General features: G+C 69.4%; 25 protein-coding genes and 1 riboswitch. Of the genes, 20 read left to right on the forward strand and 5 right to left on the reverse strand.

Annotated elements, in window-relative coordinates:
• Positions 1 to 18: 18 nt before the first annotated feature.
• Entirely contained in the window at positions 19 to 810 is a 792-nt protein-coding gene (locus tag NYP07_RS21155; protein ID WP_268153732.1) for a YdcF family protein, read from the forward strand.
• Positions 811 to 973: 163 nt separating this feature from the next.
• On the opposite strand, the gene ubiD is transcribed toward NYP07_RS21155, so the two are convergent.
• Positions 974 to 2,509 (reverse strand): 4-hydroxy-3-polyprenylbenzoate decarboxylase, encoded by a 1,536-nt coding sequence (gene ubiD / locus NYP07_RS21160; protein WP_268153733.1) that lies wholly within the window; start codon positions 2,507 to 2,509, stop codon positions 974 to 976.
• A 226-nt stretch (positions 2,510 to 2,735) separates the two neighbouring features.
• Between ubiD and NYP07_RS21165 the strand changes: the two genes are divergently transcribed.
• From NYP07_RS21165 to tolA, 18 genes are all read left to right on the forward strand, one after another.
• Positions 2,736 to 3,581 (forward strand): lytic transglycosylase domain-containing protein, encoded by an 846-nt coding sequence (locus NYP07_RS21165; protein ID WP_268153734.1) that lies wholly within the window; start codon positions 2,736 to 2,738, stop codon positions 3,579 to 3,581.
• An 8-nt stretch (positions 3,582 to 3,589) separates the two neighbouring features.
• Positions 3,590 to 3,699, forward strand: a riboswitch (ZMP/ZTP riboswitch).
• A gap of 57 nt (positions 3,700 to 3,756) precedes the next feature.
• Entirely contained in the window at positions 3,757 to 5,010 is a 1,254-nt protein-coding gene (gene glyA / locus NYP07_RS21170) for a serine hydroxymethyltransferase (protein ID WP_268153735.1), read from the forward strand.
• A gap of 9 nt (positions 5,011 to 5,019) precedes the next feature.
• Entirely contained in the window at positions 5,020 to 5,463 is a 444-nt protein-coding gene (gene nrdR / locus NYP07_RS21175) for a transcriptional regulator NrdR (protein ID WP_268153736.1), read from the forward strand.
• Between the two features lie 144 nt (positions 5,464 to 5,607).
• On the forward strand, positions 5,608 to 6,156 hold the full coding sequence (locus tag NYP07_RS21180) for a GspH/FimT family pseudopilin (RefSeq protein ID WP_268153737.1): 549 nt from the start codon (positions 5,608 to 5,610) through the stop codon (positions 6,154 to 6,156).
• A 99-nt stretch (positions 6,157 to 6,255) separates the two neighbouring features.
• On the forward strand, positions 6,256 to 6,714 hold the full coding sequence (locus NYP07_RS21185; protein ID WP_268153739.1) for a type IV pilin protein: 459 nt from the start codon (positions 6,256 to 6,258) through the stop codon (positions 6,712 to 6,714).
• Positions 6,715 to 6,716: 2 nt separating this feature from the next.
• Positions 6,717 to 7,307, forward strand: coding sequence for a prepilin-type N-terminal cleavage/methylation domain-containing protein (locus tag NYP07_RS21190; protein WP_268153740.1), 591 nt, complete (start codon positions 6,717 to 6,719; stop codon positions 7,305 to 7,307).
• Entirely contained in the window at positions 7,307 to 8,062 is a 756-nt protein-coding gene (locus NYP07_RS21195; protein WP_268153774.1) for a PilW family protein, read from the forward strand. The genes NYP07_RS21190 and NYP07_RS21195 overlap by 1 nt, the downstream gene beginning before the upstream one ends.
• Complete coding sequence (locus NYP07_RS21200; RefSeq protein ID WP_268153741.1) at positions 8,050 to 9,348, forward strand: pilus assembly PilX family protein; 1,299 nt, start codon at positions 8,050 to 8,052, stop codon at positions 9,346 to 9,348. The genes NYP07_RS21195 and NYP07_RS21200 overlap by 13 nt, the downstream gene beginning before the upstream one ends.
• A 7-nt stretch (positions 9,349 to 9,355) precedes the next feature.
• Positions 9,356 to 10,681: a prepilin-type N-terminal cleavage/methylation domain-containing protein gene (locus NYP07_RS21205; protein ID WP_268153742.1), complete on the forward strand. Its 1,326-nt coding sequence runs from the start codon at positions 9,356 to 9,358 to the stop codon at positions 10,679 to 10,681.
• A 26-nt stretch (positions 10,682 to 10,707) separates the two neighbouring features.
• Complete coding sequence (gene ribD / locus NYP07_RS21210; protein WP_268153743.1) at positions 10,708 to 11,739, forward strand: bifunctional diaminohydroxyphosphoribosylaminopyrimidine deaminase/5-amino-6-(5-phosphoribosylamino)uracil reductase RibD; 1,032 nt, start codon at positions 10,708 to 10,710, stop codon at positions 11,737 to 11,739.
• 290 nt (positions 11,740 to 12,029) lie between these two features.
• The gene (gene ribBA / locus NYP07_RS21215) at positions 12,030 to 13,127 is read left to right on the forward strand and encodes a bifunctional 3,4-dihydroxy-2-butanone-4-phosphate synthase/GTP cyclohydrolase II (RefSeq protein ID WP_268153744.1); all 1,098 of its coding nucleotides are present in this window, start codon (positions 12,030 to 12,032) and stop codon (positions 13,125 to 13,127) included.
• A 16-nt stretch (positions 13,128 to 13,143) separates the two neighbouring features.
• Positions 13,144 to 13,617 carry a 6,7-dimethyl-8-ribityllumazine synthase gene (gene ribH, locus NYP07_RS21220; RefSeq protein ID WP_243655759.1) on the forward strand — a complete coding sequence of 158 codons (474 nt, stop codon included), beginning with the start codon at positions 13,144 to 13,146 and terminating at the stop codon, positions 13,615 to 13,617.
• Positions 13,614 to 14,111: a transcription antitermination factor NusB gene (gene nusB / locus NYP07_RS21225; RefSeq protein WP_268153746.1), complete on the forward strand. Its 498-nt coding sequence runs from the start codon at positions 13,614 to 13,616 to the stop codon at positions 14,109 to 14,111. Before ribH ends, nusB begins: the two co-directional genes overlap by 4 nt.
• Positions 14,112 to 14,115: 4 nt before the next feature.
• The gene (locus tag NYP07_RS21230) at positions 14,116 to 15,294 is read left to right on the forward strand and encodes a pyridoxal phosphate-dependent aminotransferase (protein ID WP_268153747.1); all 1,179 of its coding nucleotides are present in this window, start codon (positions 14,116 to 14,118) and stop codon (positions 15,292 to 15,294) included.
• Positions 15,291 to 15,764 (forward strand): tol-pal system-associated acyl-CoA thioesterase, encoded by a 474-nt coding sequence (ybgC, locus tag NYP07_RS21235; protein ID WP_268153748.1) that lies wholly within the window; start codon positions 15,291 to 15,293, stop codon positions 15,762 to 15,764. Before NYP07_RS21230 ends, ybgC begins: the two co-directional genes overlap by 4 nt.
• The gene (gene tolQ / locus NYP07_RS21240; protein WP_268153749.1) at positions 15,761 to 16,435 is read left to right on the forward strand and encodes a protein TolQ; all 675 of its coding nucleotides are present in this window, start codon (positions 15,761 to 15,763) and stop codon (positions 16,433 to 16,435) included. Before ybgC ends, tolQ begins: the two co-directional genes overlap by 4 nt.
• Positions 16,435 to 16,869 carry a protein TolR gene (tolR, locus tag NYP07_RS21245; protein ID WP_268153750.1) on the forward strand — a complete coding sequence of 145 codons (435 nt, stop codon included), beginning with the start codon at positions 16,435 to 16,437 and terminating at the stop codon, positions 16,867 to 16,869. The genes tolQ and tolR overlap by 1 nt, the downstream gene beginning before the upstream one ends.
• Positions 16,869 to 17,735 (forward strand): cell envelope integrity protein TolA, encoded by an 867-nt coding sequence (gene tolA / locus NYP07_RS21250; protein WP_268153751.1) that lies wholly within the window; start codon positions 16,869 to 16,871, stop codon positions 17,733 to 17,735. The genes tolR and tolA overlap by 1 nt, the downstream gene beginning before the upstream one ends.
• On the opposite strand, the gene NYP07_RS21255 is transcribed toward tolA, so the two are convergent.
• From NYP07_RS21255 to NYP07_RS21270, 4 genes are read right to left on the reverse strand one after another with little or no spacing between them, the layout of a single operon-like run.
• Positions 17,736 to 18,230, reverse strand: a complete 495-nt coding sequence (locus NYP07_RS21255) for a DoxX family protein (protein WP_338091320.1) — start codon at positions 18,228 to 18,230, stop codon at positions 17,736 to 17,738.
• On the reverse strand, positions 18,227 to 18,919 hold the full coding sequence (locus NYP07_RS21260) for an HvfC/BufC N-terminal domain-containing protein (RefSeq protein ID WP_268153752.1): 693 nt from the start codon (positions 18,917 to 18,919) through the stop codon (positions 18,227 to 18,229). Before NYP07_RS21260 ends, NYP07_RS21255 begins: the two co-directional genes overlap by 4 nt.
• Positions 18,916 to 19,767 carry an MbnB/TglH/ChrH family RiPP precursor modification enzyme gene (locus NYP07_RS21265; protein WP_268153753.1) on the reverse strand — a complete coding sequence of 284 codons (852 nt, stop codon included), beginning with the start codon at positions 19,765 to 19,767 and terminating at the stop codon, positions 18,916 to 18,918. Before NYP07_RS21265 ends, NYP07_RS21260 begins: the two co-directional genes overlap by 4 nt.
• A 4-nt stretch (positions 19,768 to 19,771) precedes the next feature.
• Positions 19,772 to 20,029: a BufA1 family periplasmic bufferin-type metallophore gene (locus tag NYP07_RS21270; RefSeq protein WP_268153754.1), complete on the reverse strand. Its 258-nt coding sequence runs from the start codon at positions 20,027 to 20,029 to the stop codon at positions 19,772 to 19,774.
• 99 nt (positions 20,030 to 20,128) lie between these two features.
• On the opposite strand from NYP07_RS21270, the gene NYP07_RS21275 reads away from it, so the two are divergent.
• Positions 20,129 to 20,719 carry a sigma-70 family RNA polymerase sigma factor gene (locus NYP07_RS21275; protein WP_268153755.1) on the forward strand — a complete coding sequence of 197 codons (591 nt, stop codon included), beginning with the start codon at positions 20,129 to 20,131 and terminating at the stop codon, positions 20,717 to 20,719.
• Positions 20,720 to 20,723 lie beyond the last annotated feature (4 nt).

Genomic DNA, 20,723 nt, shown 5'->3' on the forward strand with positions numbered 1-20,723 from the left:
TCGGCGATGATGCCGGCCGTGAGCCTCGCCCTCGATTACTCCGGTTTCAAGACCTTGCTGCTGGCGGCCGCGCTGCCGCCCGCACCGATGCTGCTGCTGGCGGCCTGGGGCGGCTGGCGCCTCAAGCGCGGCCGGCGTTGGGGCGGCTGGATGCTTGGGCTGGCCTTGGCGCTGGCCTGGCTGTCGGCCACCGAGGCGGCCGGCGAACTGCTGAGCCGGGCGACCGGCGCGCCGGCGGCCCTGAGCCGCGCCCAGGTCGACGCGCTGCAGGGCCGCCGCGATGGTGCCGTGCTTGTGCTGGGCGGTGGCGCGCATCGCCATCTGCCGGAGTACGACGCGGGCGCGCCCAAGCGCCTGACTGCCGAACGCCTGGCCTATGGCGTCTGGCTGGCCCGGCATACGGGCTGGCCGCTGGCCTTCGCCGGCGGCATCGGCTGGACGGCGATGGAGCTGAGCCAGCCCGAGGCCGAGATCGTGGCCCGCGTCGCGGCCGAGGACTACGGCCTGCCGCTGCGCTGGGCCGAATCCCGCTCGCGCGACACGCGCGAGAACGCGGCCAACTCGCTGCCCATGCTGGCCGCCGCGGGCGTGAAGCAGGTGCTGCTGGTCACCGACGACGGCCATATGCGCCGCGCCGTGCGCGCCTTCGAACGCATGGCCGGGCCGCTGGGCATCGGCATCGTGCCGGCGCCCGTCGGGCTGCGGGACGACGCGCTGACCCGCTTCGACGACTGGTGCCCGTCGGCCGAGGGTTTTGCGCGGGTGCGCAACATCGTCTACGAAACGCTGGCCTGGTGGGCCGGCCGCTGAACGAGCCGCACAAATAGAAACCCCGCCGGGCTTGAAAGGCCGGGCGGGGTGGGTGGCGAGGCCACCTTGGGGCTCAGAGGCAATCTGCCACTGGGCTCCTGGCGCGCAAAGATTGCGCCAGAGGTTGTGCCTGAATAGGCACTCCAACAGTAGGCGAGCGGCTTCAGGGCTTCAAGAAGAGTTGCCCGAATAGCGCCTCGGCCCGCTTCGTGACCTCGGCCGGCAGGCTGATGCCGCGGCCCCACTCGCGGTCGGTCTCGCCCGGCCATTTGTTGGTCGCGTCCAGTCCCATCTTGCCGCCCAGGCCGCTGACCGGCGATGCGAAGTCGAGGTAGTCGATGGGCGTGTTGTCGACCAGGGTCGTGTCGCGCACCGGATCCATGCGGGTCGTGATGGCCCAGATGACTTCCTGCCAGTTGCGCGTGTCGATGTCGTCGTCCACGACGACGATGAACTTGGTGTACATGAACTGGCGCAAAAAACTCCAGATGCCGAACATCAGGCGCTTGGCGTGGCCCGGGTAGGCCTTCTTGATCGACACGACCGCCATCCGGTAGCTGCAGCCCTCGGGCGGCAGGTAGAAGTCGGCGATCTCGGGAAACTGCTTCTGCAGGATGGGCACGAAGACCTCGTTGAGCGCGACGCCCAGGATCGCGGGCTCGTCCGGCGGCTTGCCGGTGTAGGTGGAGTGGTAGATCGGGCTGCGGCGCTGCGTCTGGCGCGTGATCTCGAAAACGGGGAACCAGTCCTGCTCGTTGTAATAGCCGGTGTGGTCACCGAAGGGGCCTTCCAGTGCGTGCAGATAGCCGCCCTTCTCCTTCAGCGGCACGCCGCGCTCGCTGACGCCGGTGTAGCCGGGCTCGGCCGGCGGAATGTGCCCTTCCAGCACGATCTCGGCCGAGGCCGGCGCTTGTAGCGGCAGGCGGCCAACGCCGGTATTGACGAGCTCGGTGCGCGAGCCGCGCAGCAGGCCGGCGAACTGGTATTCGGACAGGCTGTCCGGCACCGGCGTGACGGCGCCGAGGATGGTGGCCGGGTCGGCACCCAGCGCCACCGCGATGGGGAAAGGCTCGCCAGGATGGGCCAGCGCATGGTCGCGGAAGTCCAGCGCGCCGCCGCGGTGGGCCAGCCAGCGCATGATGACCTGGCGCGCGCCGATGAGTTGCTGGCGGTAGATGCCGAGGTTCTGGCGCGTGCGCGTGGGGCCTCGCGTGATGACCAGACCCCACGTGATCAGGGGGGCGGCGTCGTCCGGCCAGCAGGTCTGGATGGGCAGGCGGCCGAGATCGATTTCAGCGCCTTCCAGCACTTCTTCCTGGCAGGCGGCGCGGCGCTGCACGGCGGGCTTCATGTCCCACAGCGCCTTGGCCATCTGCAGCAGCTTGGCCGTGTCCTTCAGGCCCTTGGGCGGCTCGGGCTCCTTCAGGCTGGCCAGCACGCGGCCGACGTCCCTCAGATCGGCCAGCGACTCGGCGCCCATGCCGAGCGCGACGCGCCGGGTCGTCCCGAAAAGATTGGTCAAGGCGGGCGTGGAAAAGCCGGTCGGCGACTCGAACAGCAGGGCCGGTCCGCCGGCCCGCAGCACGCGGTCGCTGAGGGCCGTCATCTCCAGTACGGGCGAGACTTTTTCACCCACGCGCTTGAGCTCTCCCAGCCCCTCCAGGCCGCTGATGAAGTCCCGCAGGTCGCTGTATTTCATAACTTAAAGTAGTTTCGATCGGCCAAAACAGCCTTGACGGGTTATCTTTGACCCGTGGAGAATTCGTCGCCTCGGGTTTGTACTGAAGCCCAACCGGCCGGGTCCACCGGGCACTGAGGTGCCACAGACCCAGAGCAATGGCCGGGAAATTATCACCGTCGCCCCGTCCGGACCGCCCGCTTCGACACGCAGGCAGCCTGTGGCGGGCCGCGACACAAGGAGTCGCATGACGACACGTCAAGACCTGATCAGCCTGGCTCGCCACACGCGGGATGCAGCGTCGCTGTTCGTGAAGGACATCGGCAACGGTCTGCTCGTGGTCAGCCACAACACGCTGGCCCTCGTCGGCCTGGCCGTGGTGACGGTGCTGCTGGTGTTCACAAGCCAGGCCGGCCTGCGCGAGAGCCTGGAATCGGCCGCCCTCGGCTGGCTGAGCGCCCGCCAGGAGGCCCGCGCCGAGGCCGAAGGCAACACGCTGCTGGCCGCGGCCGAGCCGGACGCCATCGCCCGCGCCACCGCCACCGACCCGCGCGAGCTCAGCCGCCAGCAGGCCGCCGTGGCCCACTGGCTGGCACGCCGCTACCACGTCGCCCCCGAGCCCATCAGCCGCCTCGTGCAGGAAGCCTGGGCCGTCGGCAACCGCGCCAAGGTCGAGCCGATGCTGATCCTGTCCATCATGGCCATCGAGTCGGGCTTCAACCCGTTCGCGCAGAGCGCCGTCGGCGCCCAGGGCCTGATGCAGGTCATGACCCGCGTGCACGACGACAAATACGAGGCCTTCGGCGGCACGCTGGCCGCCTTCGACCCGGTGACCAATCTGCGCGTCGGCGTGCAGGTGCTGAAGGAATGCATCCAGCGCGGCGGCAGCCTGGAGGAAGGCCTGCGCTACTACGTCGGCGCGGCCAACCTGCCCGAGGACACCGGCTACGCCTCGCGCGTGCTGGCCGAGCACGACCTGCTCAAGGCGGTGGCCGCGGGCCGCGCCGTGCCGCCCAGTGCCAGCGCGCGCCCGCTGCGCGAGGCCGCATCCGCGCCGGCGGGCGAGTCGGCGCAGGTCGCGCTGCTGCGCTGAACTACACTGGGCGCTCACGCGACTGGCGATCAGGGTCACGAGCTGACCCGAGGTGGGCCACCACCGGGGAGCGTGAGGCGGATCAACCCGCCATCAGCCGTTCGCCTGGGCAGCCCCGCGCACGCACGCGCCGCGAGCGCCGGGGACGCATCGCCTGACCTTCGGAACACCAGCCATGTTTGACCGCAACACCTCCACCCTCGCCCTGGTCGACCCCGAAATCTGGACCGCGGTCCAGAACGAGAACCGCCGCCAGGAAGACCACATCGAGCTGATCGCCAGCGAGAACTACACCTCGCCGGCCGTCATGCAGGCCCAGGGCAGCCAGCTGACCAACAAGTACGCCGAGGGCTATCCCGGCAAGCGCTACTACGGCGGCTGCGAATATGTCGACGTCGTCGAACAGCTCGCCATCGACCGCCTGAAGCAGCTCTACGGCGCCGAGTTCGCCAATGTGCAGCCCAACAGCGGCTCCCAGGCCAACCAGGGCGTGTTCTTCGCGCTGCTGCAGCCCGGCGACACCATCATGGGCATGAGCCTGGCCGAAGGCGGCCACCTGACCCACGGCATGGCGCTGAACATGAGCGGCAAGTGGTTCAACGTCATCTCCTACGGCCTCAACGCCAAGGAAGAGATCGATTACGACGCGATGGAAGCCCTGGCCCGCGAGAAGAAGCCCAAGCTCATCATCGCCGGCGCGTCCGCCTACTCGCTGCGCATCGACTTCGAGCGCTTCGGCAAGATCGCCAAGGAGATCGGCGCCTACTTCATGGTCGACATGGCCCACTACGCCGGCCTGATCGCCGCGGGCGTCTACCCCAACCCGCTGCCCCACGCCGACGTCGTCACGTCCACCACGCACAAGAGCCTGCGCGGCCCGCGCGGCGGCATCATCCTGACGAACAAGGAAGACATCGCCAAGAAGATCAACTCGGCGATCTTCCCGGGCATCCAGGGCGGCCCGCTGATGCACGTCATCGCCGGCAAGGCCGTGGCCTTCAAGGAAGCGCTGTCGCCCGAGTTCAAGGCCTACCAGGCCCAGGTCGTCAAGAACGCCAAGGTGCTGGCCGACACGCTGATCGAGCGCGGCCTGCGCATCGTCTCCGGCGGCACGGAGAGCCACGTCATGCTGGTGGACCTGCGCCCCAAGAACCTGACCGGCAAGGAAGCCGAGGCCATCCTCGGCGCCGCCCACATGACCTGCAACAAGAACGGCATCCCCAACGACCCGCAGAAGCCCATGGTCACCAGCGGCATCCGCCTGGGCACGCCGGCCATGACGACGCGCGGCTTCAAGGAAGAGCAGGTCCGCCAGACCGCCCACCTGATCGCCGATGTGCTGGACAAGCCGCACGACGAGGCCAACCTGGCCGCCGTGCGCGCGAAGGTCGCCGCGCTGACGGCCGCCTTCCCGGTCTACCGCGGTTAAACCGACCCGATGCGCTGCCCGTTCTGCTCTCACACCGAGACCCAGGTCGCCGAGACCCGGGAATCGGACGAGGGCGACGTCGTCCGGCGCCGGCGCCGCTGCCTGTCCTGCGACAAGCGCTTCACGACCTATGAGCGGGCCGACATCGCCCTGCCCTCGGTCGTCAAGAAGGACGGGCGGCGCGCCGATTTCGATGCCACCAAGCTGCGCGCCTCCATGCAGCTGGCGCTGCGCAAGCGGCCGGTCAGCGTCGAGCAGATCGACGCGGCCATCAACCGCATCGAGGAAAAGCTGCTGGCCAGCGGCGCCCGCGAGATCGCGTCCACGCGTCTTGGCGAACTGGTCATGCGCGAGCTGAAGCGCATCGACAAGGTCGCCTATGTGCGCTTCGCGTCGGTCTACCGCAGCTTCGAGGACGTCGACGAGTTCCGTCAGCTGATCCGCGAGATCTGACCCCGGGTTTCCCCCTCCCTCTTCGGAGGGAGGCAAGGGGGATGCGCCCCACCCCATCCCCCGCCGATCCGCCCTCGGAGGGAAAGACGCGGCGATGCCTGCTTCCTAGAGTTCGTTCCACAGCAACGAACCGAGGGAAGCGCGATGACCCGCAACACCAGCACCCGCCACGGCAACCGCGGCTTCACCGTCGTCGAGGTCTGCGTGGCCCTCGGCATCGGTGCCGTGCTGCTCGGCCAGGCCCTGCCGGCCATGCAGCAGATGCGCCAGGAACAGGCCTTGCGCGCCCATGCCGAAGCACTGGCCAGCGACCTGCGCTTCGCCCGCAGCGAGGCCGCACGGCTGAGCGACTCGGTCTACTTCCGCGTCAGCGGCAAGGGGGCCAACGCCTGCTATGTGCTGCACACCGGCACCCGCAATGGCTGCGATTGCGCCGGCGGCCAGGCGATCTGCAGGACGCCAGGCGGCGAAATCATCAAGGCCGAATGGCTGCCTTCCAGCCGACCGCTCACGCTGCAGAGCAATGCCGAGACGCTGGAGTTCCAGCATCGCCAGGGCCTCGTGACGCAGACCGGCAGCGTCGAACTGAAGCTGGCCGGCGGCAGCGGCGTGCGCCAGGTCATCGCCATCACGGGCCGTGTGCGCAGCTGCTACACCGGCCCGAAGATGTCTGGCATGACGAAATGTGCCTGAACCCTTCATTCGCGGTGGATTCCGACCAGCGGCAGGATTGACAGGACAAGCGGCAATTCACCCCAAAGAGGGCCGGGCCGTGCTGCTGAGAATCGGTCCATGCGCCAGTCTCTTCGCCAGGCCCATTGCGGCTTTTCGCTGATCGAGCTGATGGTGGTGGTCGTCATCGCCGGCATCCTGGCGGCCGTGGCCTATCCGATGTACACGTCCTTCCTGCAGCGCAGCCGGCGCGCCGATGCGATGGCCGTGCTGACGGCCGTAGTGCAGGCGCAGGAGCGTTACCGCACGAACCTCAGCAGCTATGCGTCGGACCTTGTCGCTCTGAACGTGAATACCAGCGCCATCACGAATTCCTATGCCGTCAGCATCGCGGGCATTGGCAACCCGCCCTCGCTGACGTCCGGCTATGTCGTCTCCGCCGCCGTGAATTCCTCAGGCCCCCAGAAGAACGACACGACCTGCGCCACGATGGGCGTCCAGCTGGACGGCGCCGTCCTGACCTACCTGGCCACCGATGCGAACAATGTCGACACCCGTTCGACTTGCTGGGCGCGCTGATCATGCAACAGCTCCGCACGCCCCTGCATCCGACAACCTCGTGCCGCGGGCTTACGCTGGTGGAGGTTCTGGTGGCCTTGGTCGTGCTCGGCGTGATCGTCGCCTTGGCCAGCCCCTCTCTGGCCGACATGATGGAGCGCCGCCGCGTCGTGGCCGCCATGGGGGAACTCACGAGCATGATCAACTTCGCGAAGTCGGAGACGAATGCGGTCGGCGATGTGCTGGACCTGCACCTGGAGCCGTCGGTCGACAGCCAGATCAGCTGCGCCCGTCTGGTGACGCAGAGCGTCTTCGATACCTGCGGCTGCGATGTCGCCAGCGCCAAGGTCTGCAGGAACGGCAGCAGCGCCATGGTGCGTGAGTTTCTGCTGCCCAAGAGTACGGGCGTGTCTTTCCTGGCCACGGCCGATTCCTGGCCGGCGGGCAATGCACTGAGCTTCACGCGCAACCTGCATTACGCGACCCCGCAGAACTTCCGGCTCACGGTGACGGGCCAGCGCACCGGCGCCCAGTTGCGCATCCAACTTAACGACATGGGGCGGGTGCACGTCTGCTCGCCCAGTGCCAGCATCGGCGGGTACCCAGCATGCTAATGAAACAAGCCGGCCGGCATCAGCACGGCCTGGGTCTGGTCGAGCTGATGGTGGGCATCACCGTCGGCCTGATCGTGGCGGCAGGCGCCTCTCTGGTCGCGGTCAACCAGATCAGCGAACACCGCCGGCTGATGCTCGAAACCCAGGTCCAGCAGGATCTGCGCACCGCAGCCGACCTGCTGCAGCAGGAGATGCGGCGTGCCGGCTTTCGAGGCCAGGCCGACCTCGGGGTCTGGGCGCCGGCCAAGGCGGTCGGCAGCGGCCCCAGCACCGCCATCGCCAATCTTTATGCGCCGCTGACCGTGACCACCGACAAAGATACCGGCAACGTGGTCGTGAGCTATCTCTACGCCCGCCAGGATCCCGTCACCTTCATCTACTCCCCCACCGGCACGCCCTCGGGCAACGAGCAGTTCGGATTCATGTGGGACAAGCAGACCGAGGTGCTCTATTTGAAACTGGGCCTGGGTGCCAATGGCCAGCCGAACTGGCAACCCATCACCGACCCGGACAATCTGCGGATCAAGAACTTCAGCGTCAATCTGAGCGACCAGTTCGTCAATCTCGGCGAATTCTGCGACCAACCCTGCGACCCGACGACGACCACTGCATCCGACTCCTGCCCCCGCCAGAACGTGCGCGAGGTCAGCTTCCAGATCGTCGGCCAAGCCAAGCACGACGCCAACGTCGTCAGGACGCTGACCGGCACCGAGCGCATTCGCACGGAAGCAATCATCGGAGCATGCCCACCATGATGCGCAGCCCACTTCCGTCAAGACGGCGCGAACAGGGAGCCGCGACGCTGGTCGTGGTCATGATGCTGTTCCTCGTGATGGCCCTGCTTGCGGCCTATGCCAACCGCGGGCTGATGTTCGAGCAACGCATCGCGGGCAGCTATGCACGCGCCGCGCTGTCCCAGGAGGTCGCGGAAGGCGGCCTCGAGTGGGCACTGGCGCAACTGAACGGGCCCGCCATCGACGCCAACTGCAAGCCGCTGGCGGTCGGCGGCAAGCGCTTCGCCGACAAATACCTGCAGATCAACCCGGCGGATCGCAGCATCGCGCTGACGCTGTCCTCCTACAACGGCATCTTGGCGGACTGCACGCGCGACGCCGCCAACCTGGGGTGGGCCTGCCGCTGCCCCGACATCAACACGCGCGTGCCGCCGGCCGCGGCGGCCGGCACGGACCTGACGCCGAGCTTCGGCATCCTGGCGCAGGCGGGGTTCCGCGGCGGCACCATAGAACTGCGCTCGCTGGGGTGCACGGACAGCGTGGTCGACCATTGCAACAGTTCCGACATCGGCGGCCGCAGCAAGCAGCAAATGGCCCTCGTCCGCTTCTATTCGAAGATCGCCCTGGTCAGCGCGGTCCGGACGCCTCCGGCGGCACCGCTGATCGTCAAGGGCGACCTCGGCATTAGCGGCACGGGTCTGGGCCTGCACAACACCGACCCGCGCTCGGCGGGCTCGCTGCTCGCCATCGGGGGCACCTGGTCGGGCATGAACGACAGCCTGATGCAGAGCGTGCCCGGCACATCGCTCGATCAGGTGCGCGTCCAGAACGACCCGACGCTGAGCCTGCCGGGCACCGACGTCTTCAAGATGTACATGGGGGCCGCGTCCCCGCGCTACTTCCAGCATCCATCGCTGCGTACCGTGACCTGCAGCGGCGACTGTTCGGACGCGCTGCTGACGGCCTACAACGCCGGCACGCGCATCCTCTGGGTCGCCGGTTCGATGAATTTCAGCAGCAACAAGACGATCGGCTCGCTCGCCGATCCGGTGCTGATCATCGCCGACGGCGACATCAGCCTCAGCGGGCCTTTCGTCATCAACGGCATGGTGGTGGCAACCGGCAGCCTGGGCTGGAACAACACCACCGGCAATCCTTCGCTGATCAACGGCATCGTGCTCGTCGGCAAGGGTATGCAGACCAGCGGCGCGATGGACATCGTCTACCAGCAGGCCATCGCCGACCAGCTGAGCAACCGCATGGGCAGCTTCGTGCGCGTGCCCGGCAGCTGGATCGACAACTATTGAGCCGGCCATGAAGTCCAAGCAATTCCTCCTTCGCCGCGTTGCCGGGCATCAACGCGGCGTCACGCTGATCGAAGCCCTGGTCGCGCTGCTGGTGATGTCCTTCGGCATGGTGGCCCTGGTGGGCCTGTTGGCCAATCTGCGCCGTGGTGGCGACGTCGCCAGGCAGCGCGGCGACGCCATGCGGATCGCCCAGGCGGAGCTGGCGAACCTGCGGTCGTTCGCCTTGCTCCGGAGGCCGGCCGGCAACACGACGACGCAGGACTACGACAACAGCATCGTGACCCAGGACCCGCAGAACGTCCCGGGCACGAGCCTGAACGCCATCTACACGCTCACGCGCATCGTGACGCCCCTCGTCAATGGCTCCGCCGAACCGCGCGCGCGCACCATGTCGGTCCTGGTCACCTGGCAGGACCGCGCCAACCAGCAGGGCAGCATCAAGCTGGAGAGCATCGTGTCACGGACCGACCCCGCCTTCTCGGGCGCCACCGGCATCACGCCGCCGACCAGCGGCATCCGGACGCCGAGCGGGCGCAATCCAGCCATTCCCGCTGATGCCAAGGATCTGGAAAACGAACATGGGCAGCGCAGCACCTTCCGGCCAGGCGGCGGAGGCCAGACGGTGTGGGTGTTCAACAACCTGACCGGCGTCATCACCAGCACCTGCACGATCGACGCCACCGTGTCGCTGCGGTACGCGAGCGACCTGGTGAACTGCAGCAGCACGACGGCCTATCTCGTCAGCGGCAGCATCCGCTTCTCCAGCACCAACCCGGCCAATCCGACCGCACCCGAGGCGCCTGCGCTGCCGCTGGTGTCGGCCACGGTCACCCTGATACCCAGCCAGTTCTCGGACCCCAACAACAGGACGCGGCTGGCGCCCAATGCCGGCTACACGGGAACCCCGCAATGCTTCAGCGATGCGCCTTCCAGCCCCGTTGCCACACGCAGCTTCGTCAACTACAACTGCATCGTCTATCCCAACACCCAGACCACGCCCAACTGGTGGGGGGTGGTGTCGCTCACCGGCTTGAGCGTCGGAACCGACTCGGCCCAGTTCCGCGTCTGCCGCTACAGCGCCGACTACAACGGCAACGGCTACACCTTCCTGGCCAACACGGCGAATGGCTACGACTATCTTGCCGACGGCAAGCCCAGCAAATTCCTGATCGACAACGAAGAGCACCCCGACCTCTATCGGGGCGTGGCCCGTCCGCTCGCCCGTCAGAACTTCCTCGTCGTCCGCGGCGACGTGGCCTGCCCGACCGCGCCGGCCCCGGCCCCCGCATCCGGCATCTTCATCGACTACAGCACCGTGCAGTTGCAGCCCTAGCCTTGCGCCCTGGCTAGACTGGGCGGATGCCCGTCCTCGACATCCCCGCCGCTCTGCGCCAGGCCCTCGCGCTGGCCGAGCAGGCCATCGGCCTCACCGACCCCAACCCCCGCGTCGGCTGCGTCATCCTTTCGGCCAGCGGCCAGGTCCTCAGCTCCGGCCACACCCAGCCCGCCGGCCAGGCCCATGCCGAGGTCATGGCGCTGCATGATGCGGCCGCGCACGGCCATGATGTGCACGGCGCAACCGCTGTCGTCACGCTGGAGCCCTGCTCCCACCACGGCCGCACGCCGCCCTGCTGCGATGCGCTGATCGCCGCCGGCGTCGCCCGCGTCGTCGTCGCCGTCGAGGATCCGAACCCGCTGGTTTCCGGCCAGGGCATCGCACGCCTGCGTGCCGCCGGCATCGCCGTCGAGCTGGCCGACGCCGCAAGCGCCGACGCGGCACGCGAACTCAACACCGGCTTCTTCTCGCGCATGCAACGCGGCCGGCCCTTTGTGCGGCTGAAGTCGGCCATCTCGCTGGACGGCCGCACCGCGCTGCCCGACGGCCGCAGCCAGTGGATCACCGGCGAGGCCGCCCGCGCGGACGGCCATGCCTGGCGCAAGCGCGCCGGCGCCGTGCTGACCGGCATCGGCACCGTGCTGGCCGACGACCCGCGCATGGACGTGCGCCTCGTGCCGACGGCCAGCCAGCCCTTGCGCATCGTGCTCGACCCGCAGGGCCGCATGCCGGCAGGGGCCCGCATCCTGCAGCCACCGGGCGCGGTCCGCGTCATCGGCCCCGGCCGCGCCGACCTGCCCGCGCTGCTGGCCGAGCTGGGCGCGCAGGGCATCAACGAACTGCATGTCGAGGCCGGCCCGACGCTGTCCGGCGCCTTCCTCGACGCCGGCCTCGTCGACGAACTGCTGGTCTACCAGGCGCCGCTGCTGATCGGCGCAGGCCGGCCGCTGGCCACGCTCGGCGCCCTGGCCGGGCTGGACCAGGCCAGACGCTGGCACCTCGTCGAAGCCACGCCCGTCGGCGCGGATCTGCGCCTTCGCCTGCGCCCAACCTAGGAGGCTGTCGGGCTTGGGGCCGGGTGCGCGCCGAGGCGAGTTGCGGGGCAAGGCTAGGCGCCGGCGAGGCGTTGGGTGGTGCCCAACAACGAGCCGGCAACGACGGATTGCCCCGCAAATCGTCTCGGCCCTTCGGGTTGGGCCTGCCAGGGGGCTGAGGCGTTGTTGCTCCTCCTCGCGGGCGCGAGCCCGCAGCGTCGTCGTCGCCTAGCCTCAGCCCCCTGGCAGGCCCAACGCGCACCCGGCCCCAAGCCCGACAGCCTCCTGGTCGCCACCTACAATCACAGGCTATGCCCATCTCCCCCATCCCCGAGCTGGTCGCCGAGCTGGCCGCTGGCCGCATGGTCATCCTCGTTGACGAGGAAGACCGCGAGAACGAAGGCGATCTGGTCCTCGCGGCCGACCTCGTCACGCCCGCGGCCATCAACTTCATGGCCAAGCACGGCCGCGGACTGATCTGCCTGACCCTGCCGCGCGAACACTGCGAGCGCCTGCAGCTGCCGCCGATGACGCGGCGCAACGGCGCCCAGCATGGCACGGCCTTCACCGTGTCCATCGAGGCCGCCACCGGCGTCACGACCGGCATCTCGGCCGCCGACCGCGCCCGCACCGTGCAGGCCGCCGTCGCCGCCGACGCCAAGGCCAGCGACCTCGTCCAGCCCGGCCACATCTTCCCGCTGCAAGCCCAGGACGGCGGCGTGCTGATGCGCGCCGGCCATACCGAGGCCGGCTGCGACCTGGCCCGCATGGCCGGCCTGTCGGCCACGTCGGTCATCTGCGAGATCATGAAGGACGACGGCACGATGGCCCGGCTGCCGGACCTCGAAGTCTTCGCCGCCGAGCATGGCCTGAAGATCGGCACCATCGCCGACCTCATCGAATACCGCAGCCGCCACGAGAGCCTCATCACGCGCGTCGCCCAGCGCCGCCTGAACACGGCCCAGGGCGAGTTCGACTGCCAGGTCTTCACCGACCGCACCGGTGCCACCCATCTCGCGCTCAGCCACGGCGCCTGGAGCGCGGCCGACGAGGTCCTCGTGCGCGTGCACGAGCCGCTGTCCGTCATGGACCTGCTCGAAGCCGGCTCCTGCGGCCATTCCTGGGGCCTGCCCGCCGCGCTCGCCGCGCTCGCCGCCAGCCCGGCCGGCGTCGCCGTGCTGCTGAACTGCGGCGAAGACGCGGCCGGCGTGCTGGCCCGTGCCCAGTCCGAAAAGGCCACGCCGGCCCCGCGCGGCGCAATGGACCTGCGCACCTACGGCGTCGGCGCCCAGATCCTGAAGGCCCTGGGCGTGCACCGCATGAAGCTGCTCGGCAGCCCGCGCCGCATGCCCAGCATGACCGGCTACGGCCTCGAAGTGACCGGCTTCGTCGCCCCCCCCAACTGCTGACCCGGAGAGACCCGCGATGCAAGACTCCGACCAAGGCCGGCCCGGCTTCGAGGGCGCCCTCGACGGCAGCGAGCTGACGATCGCCATCGTGCAGGCCCGCTTCAACGATTCCATCACGTCGGCCCTGGCCAGCGCCTGCCTGGCCGAGCTGTCGCGCCTGGGCGTGCCGACCGAGGCCATCCGCCACGTCACCGTGCCCGGCGCGCTCGAGGTGCCGCTGGCCCTGCAGGCGCTGGCCGAGAGCAACGACTGCGACGCGCTGATCGCGCTCGGCTGCATCATCCGCGGCGAGACCTATCACTTCGAACTGGTCGCCAACGAGAGCGGCGCCGCCGTGACGCGCGTCGGCCTGGACCACGGCATTCCGATCGCCAACGCGATCCTGACCGTCGAGAACGAGGCCCAGGCCTGGGCCCGCGCCGAGCCCAAGGGCCGCGACGCCGCCCGCGTCGCCGTCGAGATGGCCAACCTGCTGAAAGAGATCGAGTGAACGCACCGCAGAAGACCGCACCCAAGACGGCCGCCAAAACCGCCGGCAAGCCCGCCACCAAGCGCGCACCGGCCAAGTCGGCCCGCCGCCGCTCGCGCGAGGCCGCGCTGCAGGGCCTCTACCAATGGCTGCTGACCGGCGAGGACATCGGCGCCATCGAGGCGCTGGGCCGCGAGCAGGACGGCTATGCCAAGCTCGACGTGAAGCACTACGACGCCCTGCTCGGCGGCTGCGTGCAGGAGGCCGCCGACCTCGACGCCATCCTCGCCCGCCACGTCGACCGCAAGACCACCGAGCTGTCGCCCATCGAGCACGCCATCCTGATGATCGGCGCCTACGAGCTCAAGCACTGCCTCGACATTCCCTACAAGGTCGCCATCAACGAGGCCGTCGAGCTGGCCAAGTCCTTCGGCGGCACCGACGGCCACAAATACGTCAACGGCGTGCTGGACCGCGCGGCCGGCGACCTGCGCCCGGTCGAGGTGCAGCGCTGACCCGATGAAGCTCGCCGCGCGGCTCGACCGCATCGAGCCCTTCTATGTGATGGAGCTGGCCAAGGCCGCGGCCCAGGTCGCGGCCGGCCCCTTGTGCGACCCGGCCCGAGGTGGCCGGCGCATGATCCGCCTCAACATCGGCGAACCCGATTTCGGCGCCGCGCCCGCAGTGCGCGATGCCGCCGCCCGCGTCGCCCAGGGCCCCACGCCCTACACCGATGCCCTCGGCCTGCCGGCGCTGCGCGAAGCCATTGCGCGCTGGTACGGCCAGCGCTTCGGCCTCGCCATCGCGCCGGAGCGCATCGCCGTCACGGCCGGCGCGTCGGCAGCGCTGCAGCTCGCCTGCCTCGCCCTCTTCGAGCGCGGCGACGAGGTGCTGATGCCCGACCCCTGCTACCCCTGCAACCGCCACTTCGTGACGGCCGCCGACGCGACGCCGCGCCTGCTGCCCACCAGCGCCGCCGGCCGCTTCCAGCTCGACGCGACGCAGGTGCGCGAAGCCTGGACGCCGGCCACGCGCGGCGTGCTGCTGGCCTCGCCGAGCAACCCGACCGGCACCTCCATCGCGCCCGAGGTGCTGGCCGACATGGCCGGCTTCGTGCGCGGGCGCGGCGGCGTGACCGTCGTCGACGAGATCTACCTGCCGCTGAGCTACGAGGAACATTTCGGCCACACGGCCTTGGCGCTCGGCGAGGACATCGTCAGCGTCAACAGCTTCTCCAAATACTTCGGCATGACGGGCTGGCGGCTGGGCTGGCTGGTGCTGCCCCCTGCCCTCGTGCCGGCCATCGAGCGCCTGGCTCAGAACTTCTACATCTGCGCGTCCACGCTGGCGCAGAAGGCGGCCCTGGCCTGCTTCGAGCCGGAGTCCATCGCCGAGTTCGAACGCCGCCGCGCTGTGCTGAAGCAGCGCCGCGACTTCGTCGTGCCGGCGCTGAACGAGCTGGGCCTGACCGTGCCCGTCGCACCCGACGGCGCCTTCTATGCGTGGATGGACGTGAGCCGATTCCACGCCGACAGCTGGGCCTTCGCCCACGAGCTGCTGCAGAGCGCCCAGGTCGCGCTGACGCCCGGCCGCGATTTCGGCCTCGCCGACCCGCAGCGCTGGATGCGCCTGTCCTTCGCGTCGTCGATGGACGACCTGCAGGAGGCCATTGCCCGCCTGCGCGGGGTGCTGGCATGAACATGGTGCCCCCACGTTCGCTTCGCTCTCTGCCCCCCGAGGGGGCTCCGGCGCCTTCGGGCGGCCGTGCGGCGCCGGGCTTCGAATTCCCCGTCCGCGTCTACTGGGAAGACACCGACGCCGGCGGCATCGTGTTCTATGCCAACTACCTGAAGTTCTTCGAGCGCGCCCGCACCGAGTGGCTGCGCGCGGCCGGCGTCGAGCAGCACGCCCTGCGCGAGGACACCGGCCTGATGTTCGTCGTCGCTGCCACCAGCCTGCGCTACGTCGCGCCGGCGCGCCTGGACGACCTGCTGACCATCACCGTCGACCCCGAGCCCGCGGGCCGCGCCAGCCTCGTCGTGCGCCAGCGCGCGCTGCGCGGCAGCACGCTGCTCGCCGAGGGCGAGATCCGCATCGGCTGCGTGCGCGCCGGCGACCTGAAACCCCAACGCCTGCCCGACACGGTCGTCGCGGCGATCACCTTATGAACCAAGACCTCTCCATCGTCTCCCTGATCCTGCACGCCAGCTTCGCGGTGCAGCTCGTCATCGCCGGCCTGCTGCTGGTGTCGCTCGCGAGCTGGAGCGTCATCTTCGGCAAGCTGATCGGCCTGGGCCAGATCAAGCGCCGCAACGACGCCTTCGAGGCCGAGTTCTGGAGCGGCAAGAACCTCAACGACCTCTACCAGTCGGTCGGCAACCGCAGCGACGGCGCGCCGCTGGAGCGCATCTTCGCCTCCGGCATGCGCGAGTTCCTGAAGCTGCGCGAGAAGCGCGTGTCCGACACCGGCGCCCTGCTCGACGCGGCCCGCCGCGCGATGCGCGCCAGCTTCCAGCGCGAGCTGGACGCGATGGAGAGCAATCTGTCCTTCCTCGCGTCGGTCGGCTCGGTGTCGCCCTATGTCGGCCTGTTCGGCACGATCTGGGGGATCATGCACGCCTTCGTCGGCCTGTCCAACCTGACCCAGGTCACGCTGGCCACGGTCGCGCCCGGCATCGCCGAGGCCCTGGTCGCCACGGCCATCGGCCTGTTCGCGGCCATACCCGCCGTGCTGGCCTACAACCGCTTCGCGCGCCAGATCGACCGCAGCGCCATCACGCTGGAGACCTTCATCGAGGAGTTCTCCAACATCCTGCAACGCAACGCCACCCAACACTGATGGCCGCCGTTTCGAGCCGGAGCGGCCGCCGACGCCGCACGATGAACGAGATCAACATGGTCCCCTTCATCGACGTGATGCTGGTGCTGCTCATCATCTTCATGGTCAGCGCGCCGCTGATCACGACCGGCCTCGTCGACCTGCCCAGCGTGGGCAAGAGCCGCCAGCAGCCCGAGCACGTCATCCAGGTCATCGTCGGCACCGACGAGAAGCTCAGGATCAAGCTCGACCAGCTCGAACCCGAGTCCATCCCGGTGAACCGCCTGGCCGAGCGCGTGAAGAAGGCCCAGGGCGGCGACGCGACCAACCCCGTCGTCATCTCGGCCGACAAGGCCGTCAAGTACGAGGCCGTCGTGCAGGTCATGGACACGCTGCAGCGCGCCGGCGTGCAGCGCGTGGGCCTGGCCGTGAAGAGCGGCGCGTCGACCCACTGATGAGCACCGCGACCCTGCGCCCCCCCGAGGCGGCCGGCATAGGCCGCGGCCTCGCGCTGGCGCTGCTGGCCCACGGCCTGCTGATCCTCGCGCTGAGCTGGGGCCTGCACTGGCACAGCGACAACTCGCCGGCCTTCGAGGCCGAGCTGTGGTCATCCGTGCCCCAGGTGGCCGCGCCCAGGGAACAACTGCCGCCCGAGCCCGAGCCCGAGGCGCCCAGGCCCGACACCAAGGCCCGGCAGCGCGCCGCCGAAGAAGCAGCCCAGGAACAGCGCGAGGCGGAGATCGCCATCGCGAAGGCGAAGAAGCTCAAGGAAGACAAGGCCCGCGAGGACGCCGCCCGGCTGGAGCGCGAGAAGGAAGCCCAGGACAGGCTTGCCAAGGAAAAAGCAGCCAAGGAAGAGCAGGACCGCAAGAAAGAGAAAGCCGACAAGGCCGCGAAGGACGCCAAGGAGGCGAAAGAGGCCAAGGAGGCCGACGCCCGCCGCGAGGCCTTGCGCCAGCAGCAGCTGCGCCGCATCCAGGGCCTGGCCGGCGCGACCGGCGCTCAGGCCTCCACGGGAACCGCCCTGCAGAACGCCGCACCGTCGGCGAGCTGGATCGGCCTGATAAGGCAGCGCATCAGCCAAAACACGACCTTCGACGCCGAGGGAACTGCCAATCCCGAGGTGGAGATTCGCGTTTTCGTGACTCCGGACGGTCAAATCCTGGGCATGAAGGTCATCAGGCCGAGCCCCGATCCCAAATGGGACGAAGCGGCCTTGCGTGGGATCGAGAAGACCCGCGTCATCCCGCGTGACGGCTCCAAGAGCCTGCCTGCATATCTGGACCTGCCCATGCGGCCGCAGGATCTGCGCCCACGCTGATCAACGGGGTCGTCGCGCCAACCAGGCATCGGCCGACCAGCGGCCCGCACCGAACAGCGCGATGCCCAAGGCCAGCACGCCCCAGAGGATGTGCTGCATCTCGCCGGCCACCGACAAGTCCTCGGCCGGCAGTGACAGCGCGGCCATCAGGTTGACGACGAACAGGCCGGCGCCGGCGAAGCGCCCGGCCAGGCCGAGCACCAGCAGCACGGGGATGGCCAGTTCGCCCGCCGCGCCCAGATAGGCCGCGAGCGTCGGCGGCAGCAGCGGCACCTGGTAGTAGTCGTTGAAGAGCGCCAACGTGGCCGACCAGTCGTGCAGCTTGCTCAGGCCCGACGTGAAGAAGACGCGGGCCACGTAGAGCCGCGCCGCCAGCAGCGCGAGCGACTGCAGATGGCCGACGACGCTGCCCAGCGCCGCCGGCAGCCGGGTCGGCGCCAGGCCGGGGTCGGTGAAGGCGCGCAGCGCGCTGGAGATCAGAGCTTTCATGGTCATGCGGTCCGGTTCGTTGGTGTCGCCCTGACTTCCTGCAGCCAGGCGTTTTGCAGCGCGGCCTGCAGCCAGGCGCCGAAGTCGAAGTCGGTTTCGTCGCCCGAACCTTTCACTGCCGCGGCCTCCAGCGCGGCGGCGAGATTCACGCCGCCGAGCAGCGCCCGCACGAAGGCGGCCTCGGCCTCGCCCAGCGCCCGCCACTGCCCGCGCCAGCCCTGGCGCCAGACCAGCACCGCTCCCGCAGCCTGCGCCAGCAGCGCGACGCCGGGGCGCAGGCGCAGCCACAGCGCCTCGGGCGGCGTGCTGCCCAGCAGGCTCAGCGATTCGGCGTCCAGCACCACGTCCTCGGCGCGCTCGGCGCGGTGCAGGGCCCAGTCCAGCCGCGCGATGTCGGGCAGGCCGGACTCGTCGCCGGCGCGTTCGAGCAGAAAACCCGCGAGGGCGCCGCCCCATTGCCCGAGGTCGCCGCACTCGGGCGGGTGGTGGCGCCAGAAGGTCCAGGCCAGCGAGGCGAACTCGTCCTCGCCCAGCGCGTCGTGCAGGCGCGGGAAGGCCACGGCCAGGGCCTGGGCCGACAGCACCCTCAGGTTGTTGCGGTAGGCCGCGAGGCCGCGTTCGCCGCCGCTCAGGCCGGCCGGCGGCTCGCCGCGCCCCAGCAGCGCGTCGACGAAGGCCTGCTGCTCGGCCCTCATGGCTGCAGCGCCCTCGCCCGTCGGGCCTCGGCCAGCAGCACGTCCAGCGCCGGCACGTCGGTATCCCATTCGATCAGCGTCGGCGTCGGCCCGAAGCGGCCAATCGCATGGGCGTAGACCCGCAAGACCTCGTCGCGTACGCGGCTGCCGTGGTCGTCGACGACGAGGCCGTCGTCGCGCTCGCAGTGGCCGGCCAGATGGATCTCGCCGACGCTGCCGGGCCGGATCGCGTCCACCCAGCGCATGGCCTCGCACGCGGCGGCCTCGGGTTCATGGCCGGCGTTGCGCGCGTTGACGAAGAGGTTGTTGACGTCCAGCAGCAGGCCGCAACCGCTGCGCGAGGTAAGCGCGTTGAAGAACTCGGGTTCGGCCAATGTGTCGCCGCCCCAGCCGACGTAGGCGCTGATGTTCTCGACGAGCAGGGGCCGGCCCAGGCGCTCCTGCACCTGCTGGACATGGCCGGCCATCAGCGCCAGCGATGCGTCGTCGAAACGGATGGGCAGCAGGTCCGCCGCGTGCAGGCCCGAGCCCACGCGGGCGAAGCAGGCGTGGTCGGACACCCAGCGCGGCTGCACGCGCTCGGCGAGGCGGGCCAGGCGCTCCAGATGCCGGTCGTCCAGGCCGGCCGCCGAGCCCAGGGCCAGGCCCACGCCGTGCAGGCTGAGTTCGTAGGCCTCGCGGCCGGCCTCCAGCACCGCCAGCGCGATGCCGCCATCGGCGAAGAAGTTCTCCGAATGGACCTCGATGAAGCCGAGCGGCGGGCGCTGCGCCAGCAGGCTCTCGTAATGAGGCTGGCGCCAGCCTATGCCCACGCAGGTGTCGGCCGGCGCCTGGGTGGCCGTGGTCAAGCCGTCACTTCTTGGCGACCGGCTTGGTCGTGCCGCCTTCCTTCTCGCAGCTGCCCTTGGCGACGTACTTCCATTCGCCGGCATCCTTGTCGGCCTTGGACTGGCCGGCACAGGAGTGGCTGCCGGTGGCGCAGTCGTTCTGGCCGGCCTTGGCGATGCCGAAGCATTTTTCCTTGTTGCTGTCGGCGGCTTGGGCCTGGGCCACGAGGCCGAGGGACAGGGCGGCGGCGAGGGCCGAGGACACGAGGGCTTGGGTCTTCATGGACAGGTCTCCAAAAGCTTGAGGGGTGGAAGGCGGCCGATGATGCGGCGGCGAGAACGAAGTCGCAAGACGCCCGCCGATCCTTACACTGCCGTCGCCATGACCGCCAACACCGCCTCAGCGGACTACTGCCGCCAGATCGAAGCCCTGCGCCCAGCCCTGCTGAAGTACGCGCGGCTGCAGTTGCGCAACCCGGCCTGGGCGGACGACGCTGTCTCCGACACCCTGCTCGCCGCACTGGAGAAGCCCCAGGCCTTCGGTGGCCAGAGCCAGCTCAAGACCTGGCTGATCGGCATCCTCAAGCACAAGCTCGTCGACCAGATCCGCAAGAACAGCCGCGAGCTGTCGACGACGACTGGCAGCGACGACGACGAGGACCTGGACGACCTGCTCTTCTCGGGCAACGGCCACTGGCGCGAGGCCCAGCACGACTGGGGCAACCCCGAGGACGCGCTGCGCCAGATGGACTTCATGAAGGTGCTGGAAGCCTGCGTCGAGAAGCTGCCCGGCCAGCAGGGCCGGCTCTTCATGATGCGCGAGTGGCTGGAGCTGGAGTCCGACGAGATCTGTAAGGAACTGGCGATCACGCCGACCAACCTCTGGGTCATGCTGCACCGGGCCCGGCTGAGGCTCAGGGAGTGCCTGCAGGCCGGCTGGTTCGGTGCCAACAACGCCGGAGGAGCGACTTGATCAG

The sequence above is a fragment of the Pelomonas aquatica genome (assembly GCF_026712205.1).
Lineage (GTDB): Bacteria > Pseudomonadota > Gammaproteobacteria > Burkholderiales > Burkholderiaceae_C > Pelomonas > Pelomonas aquatica.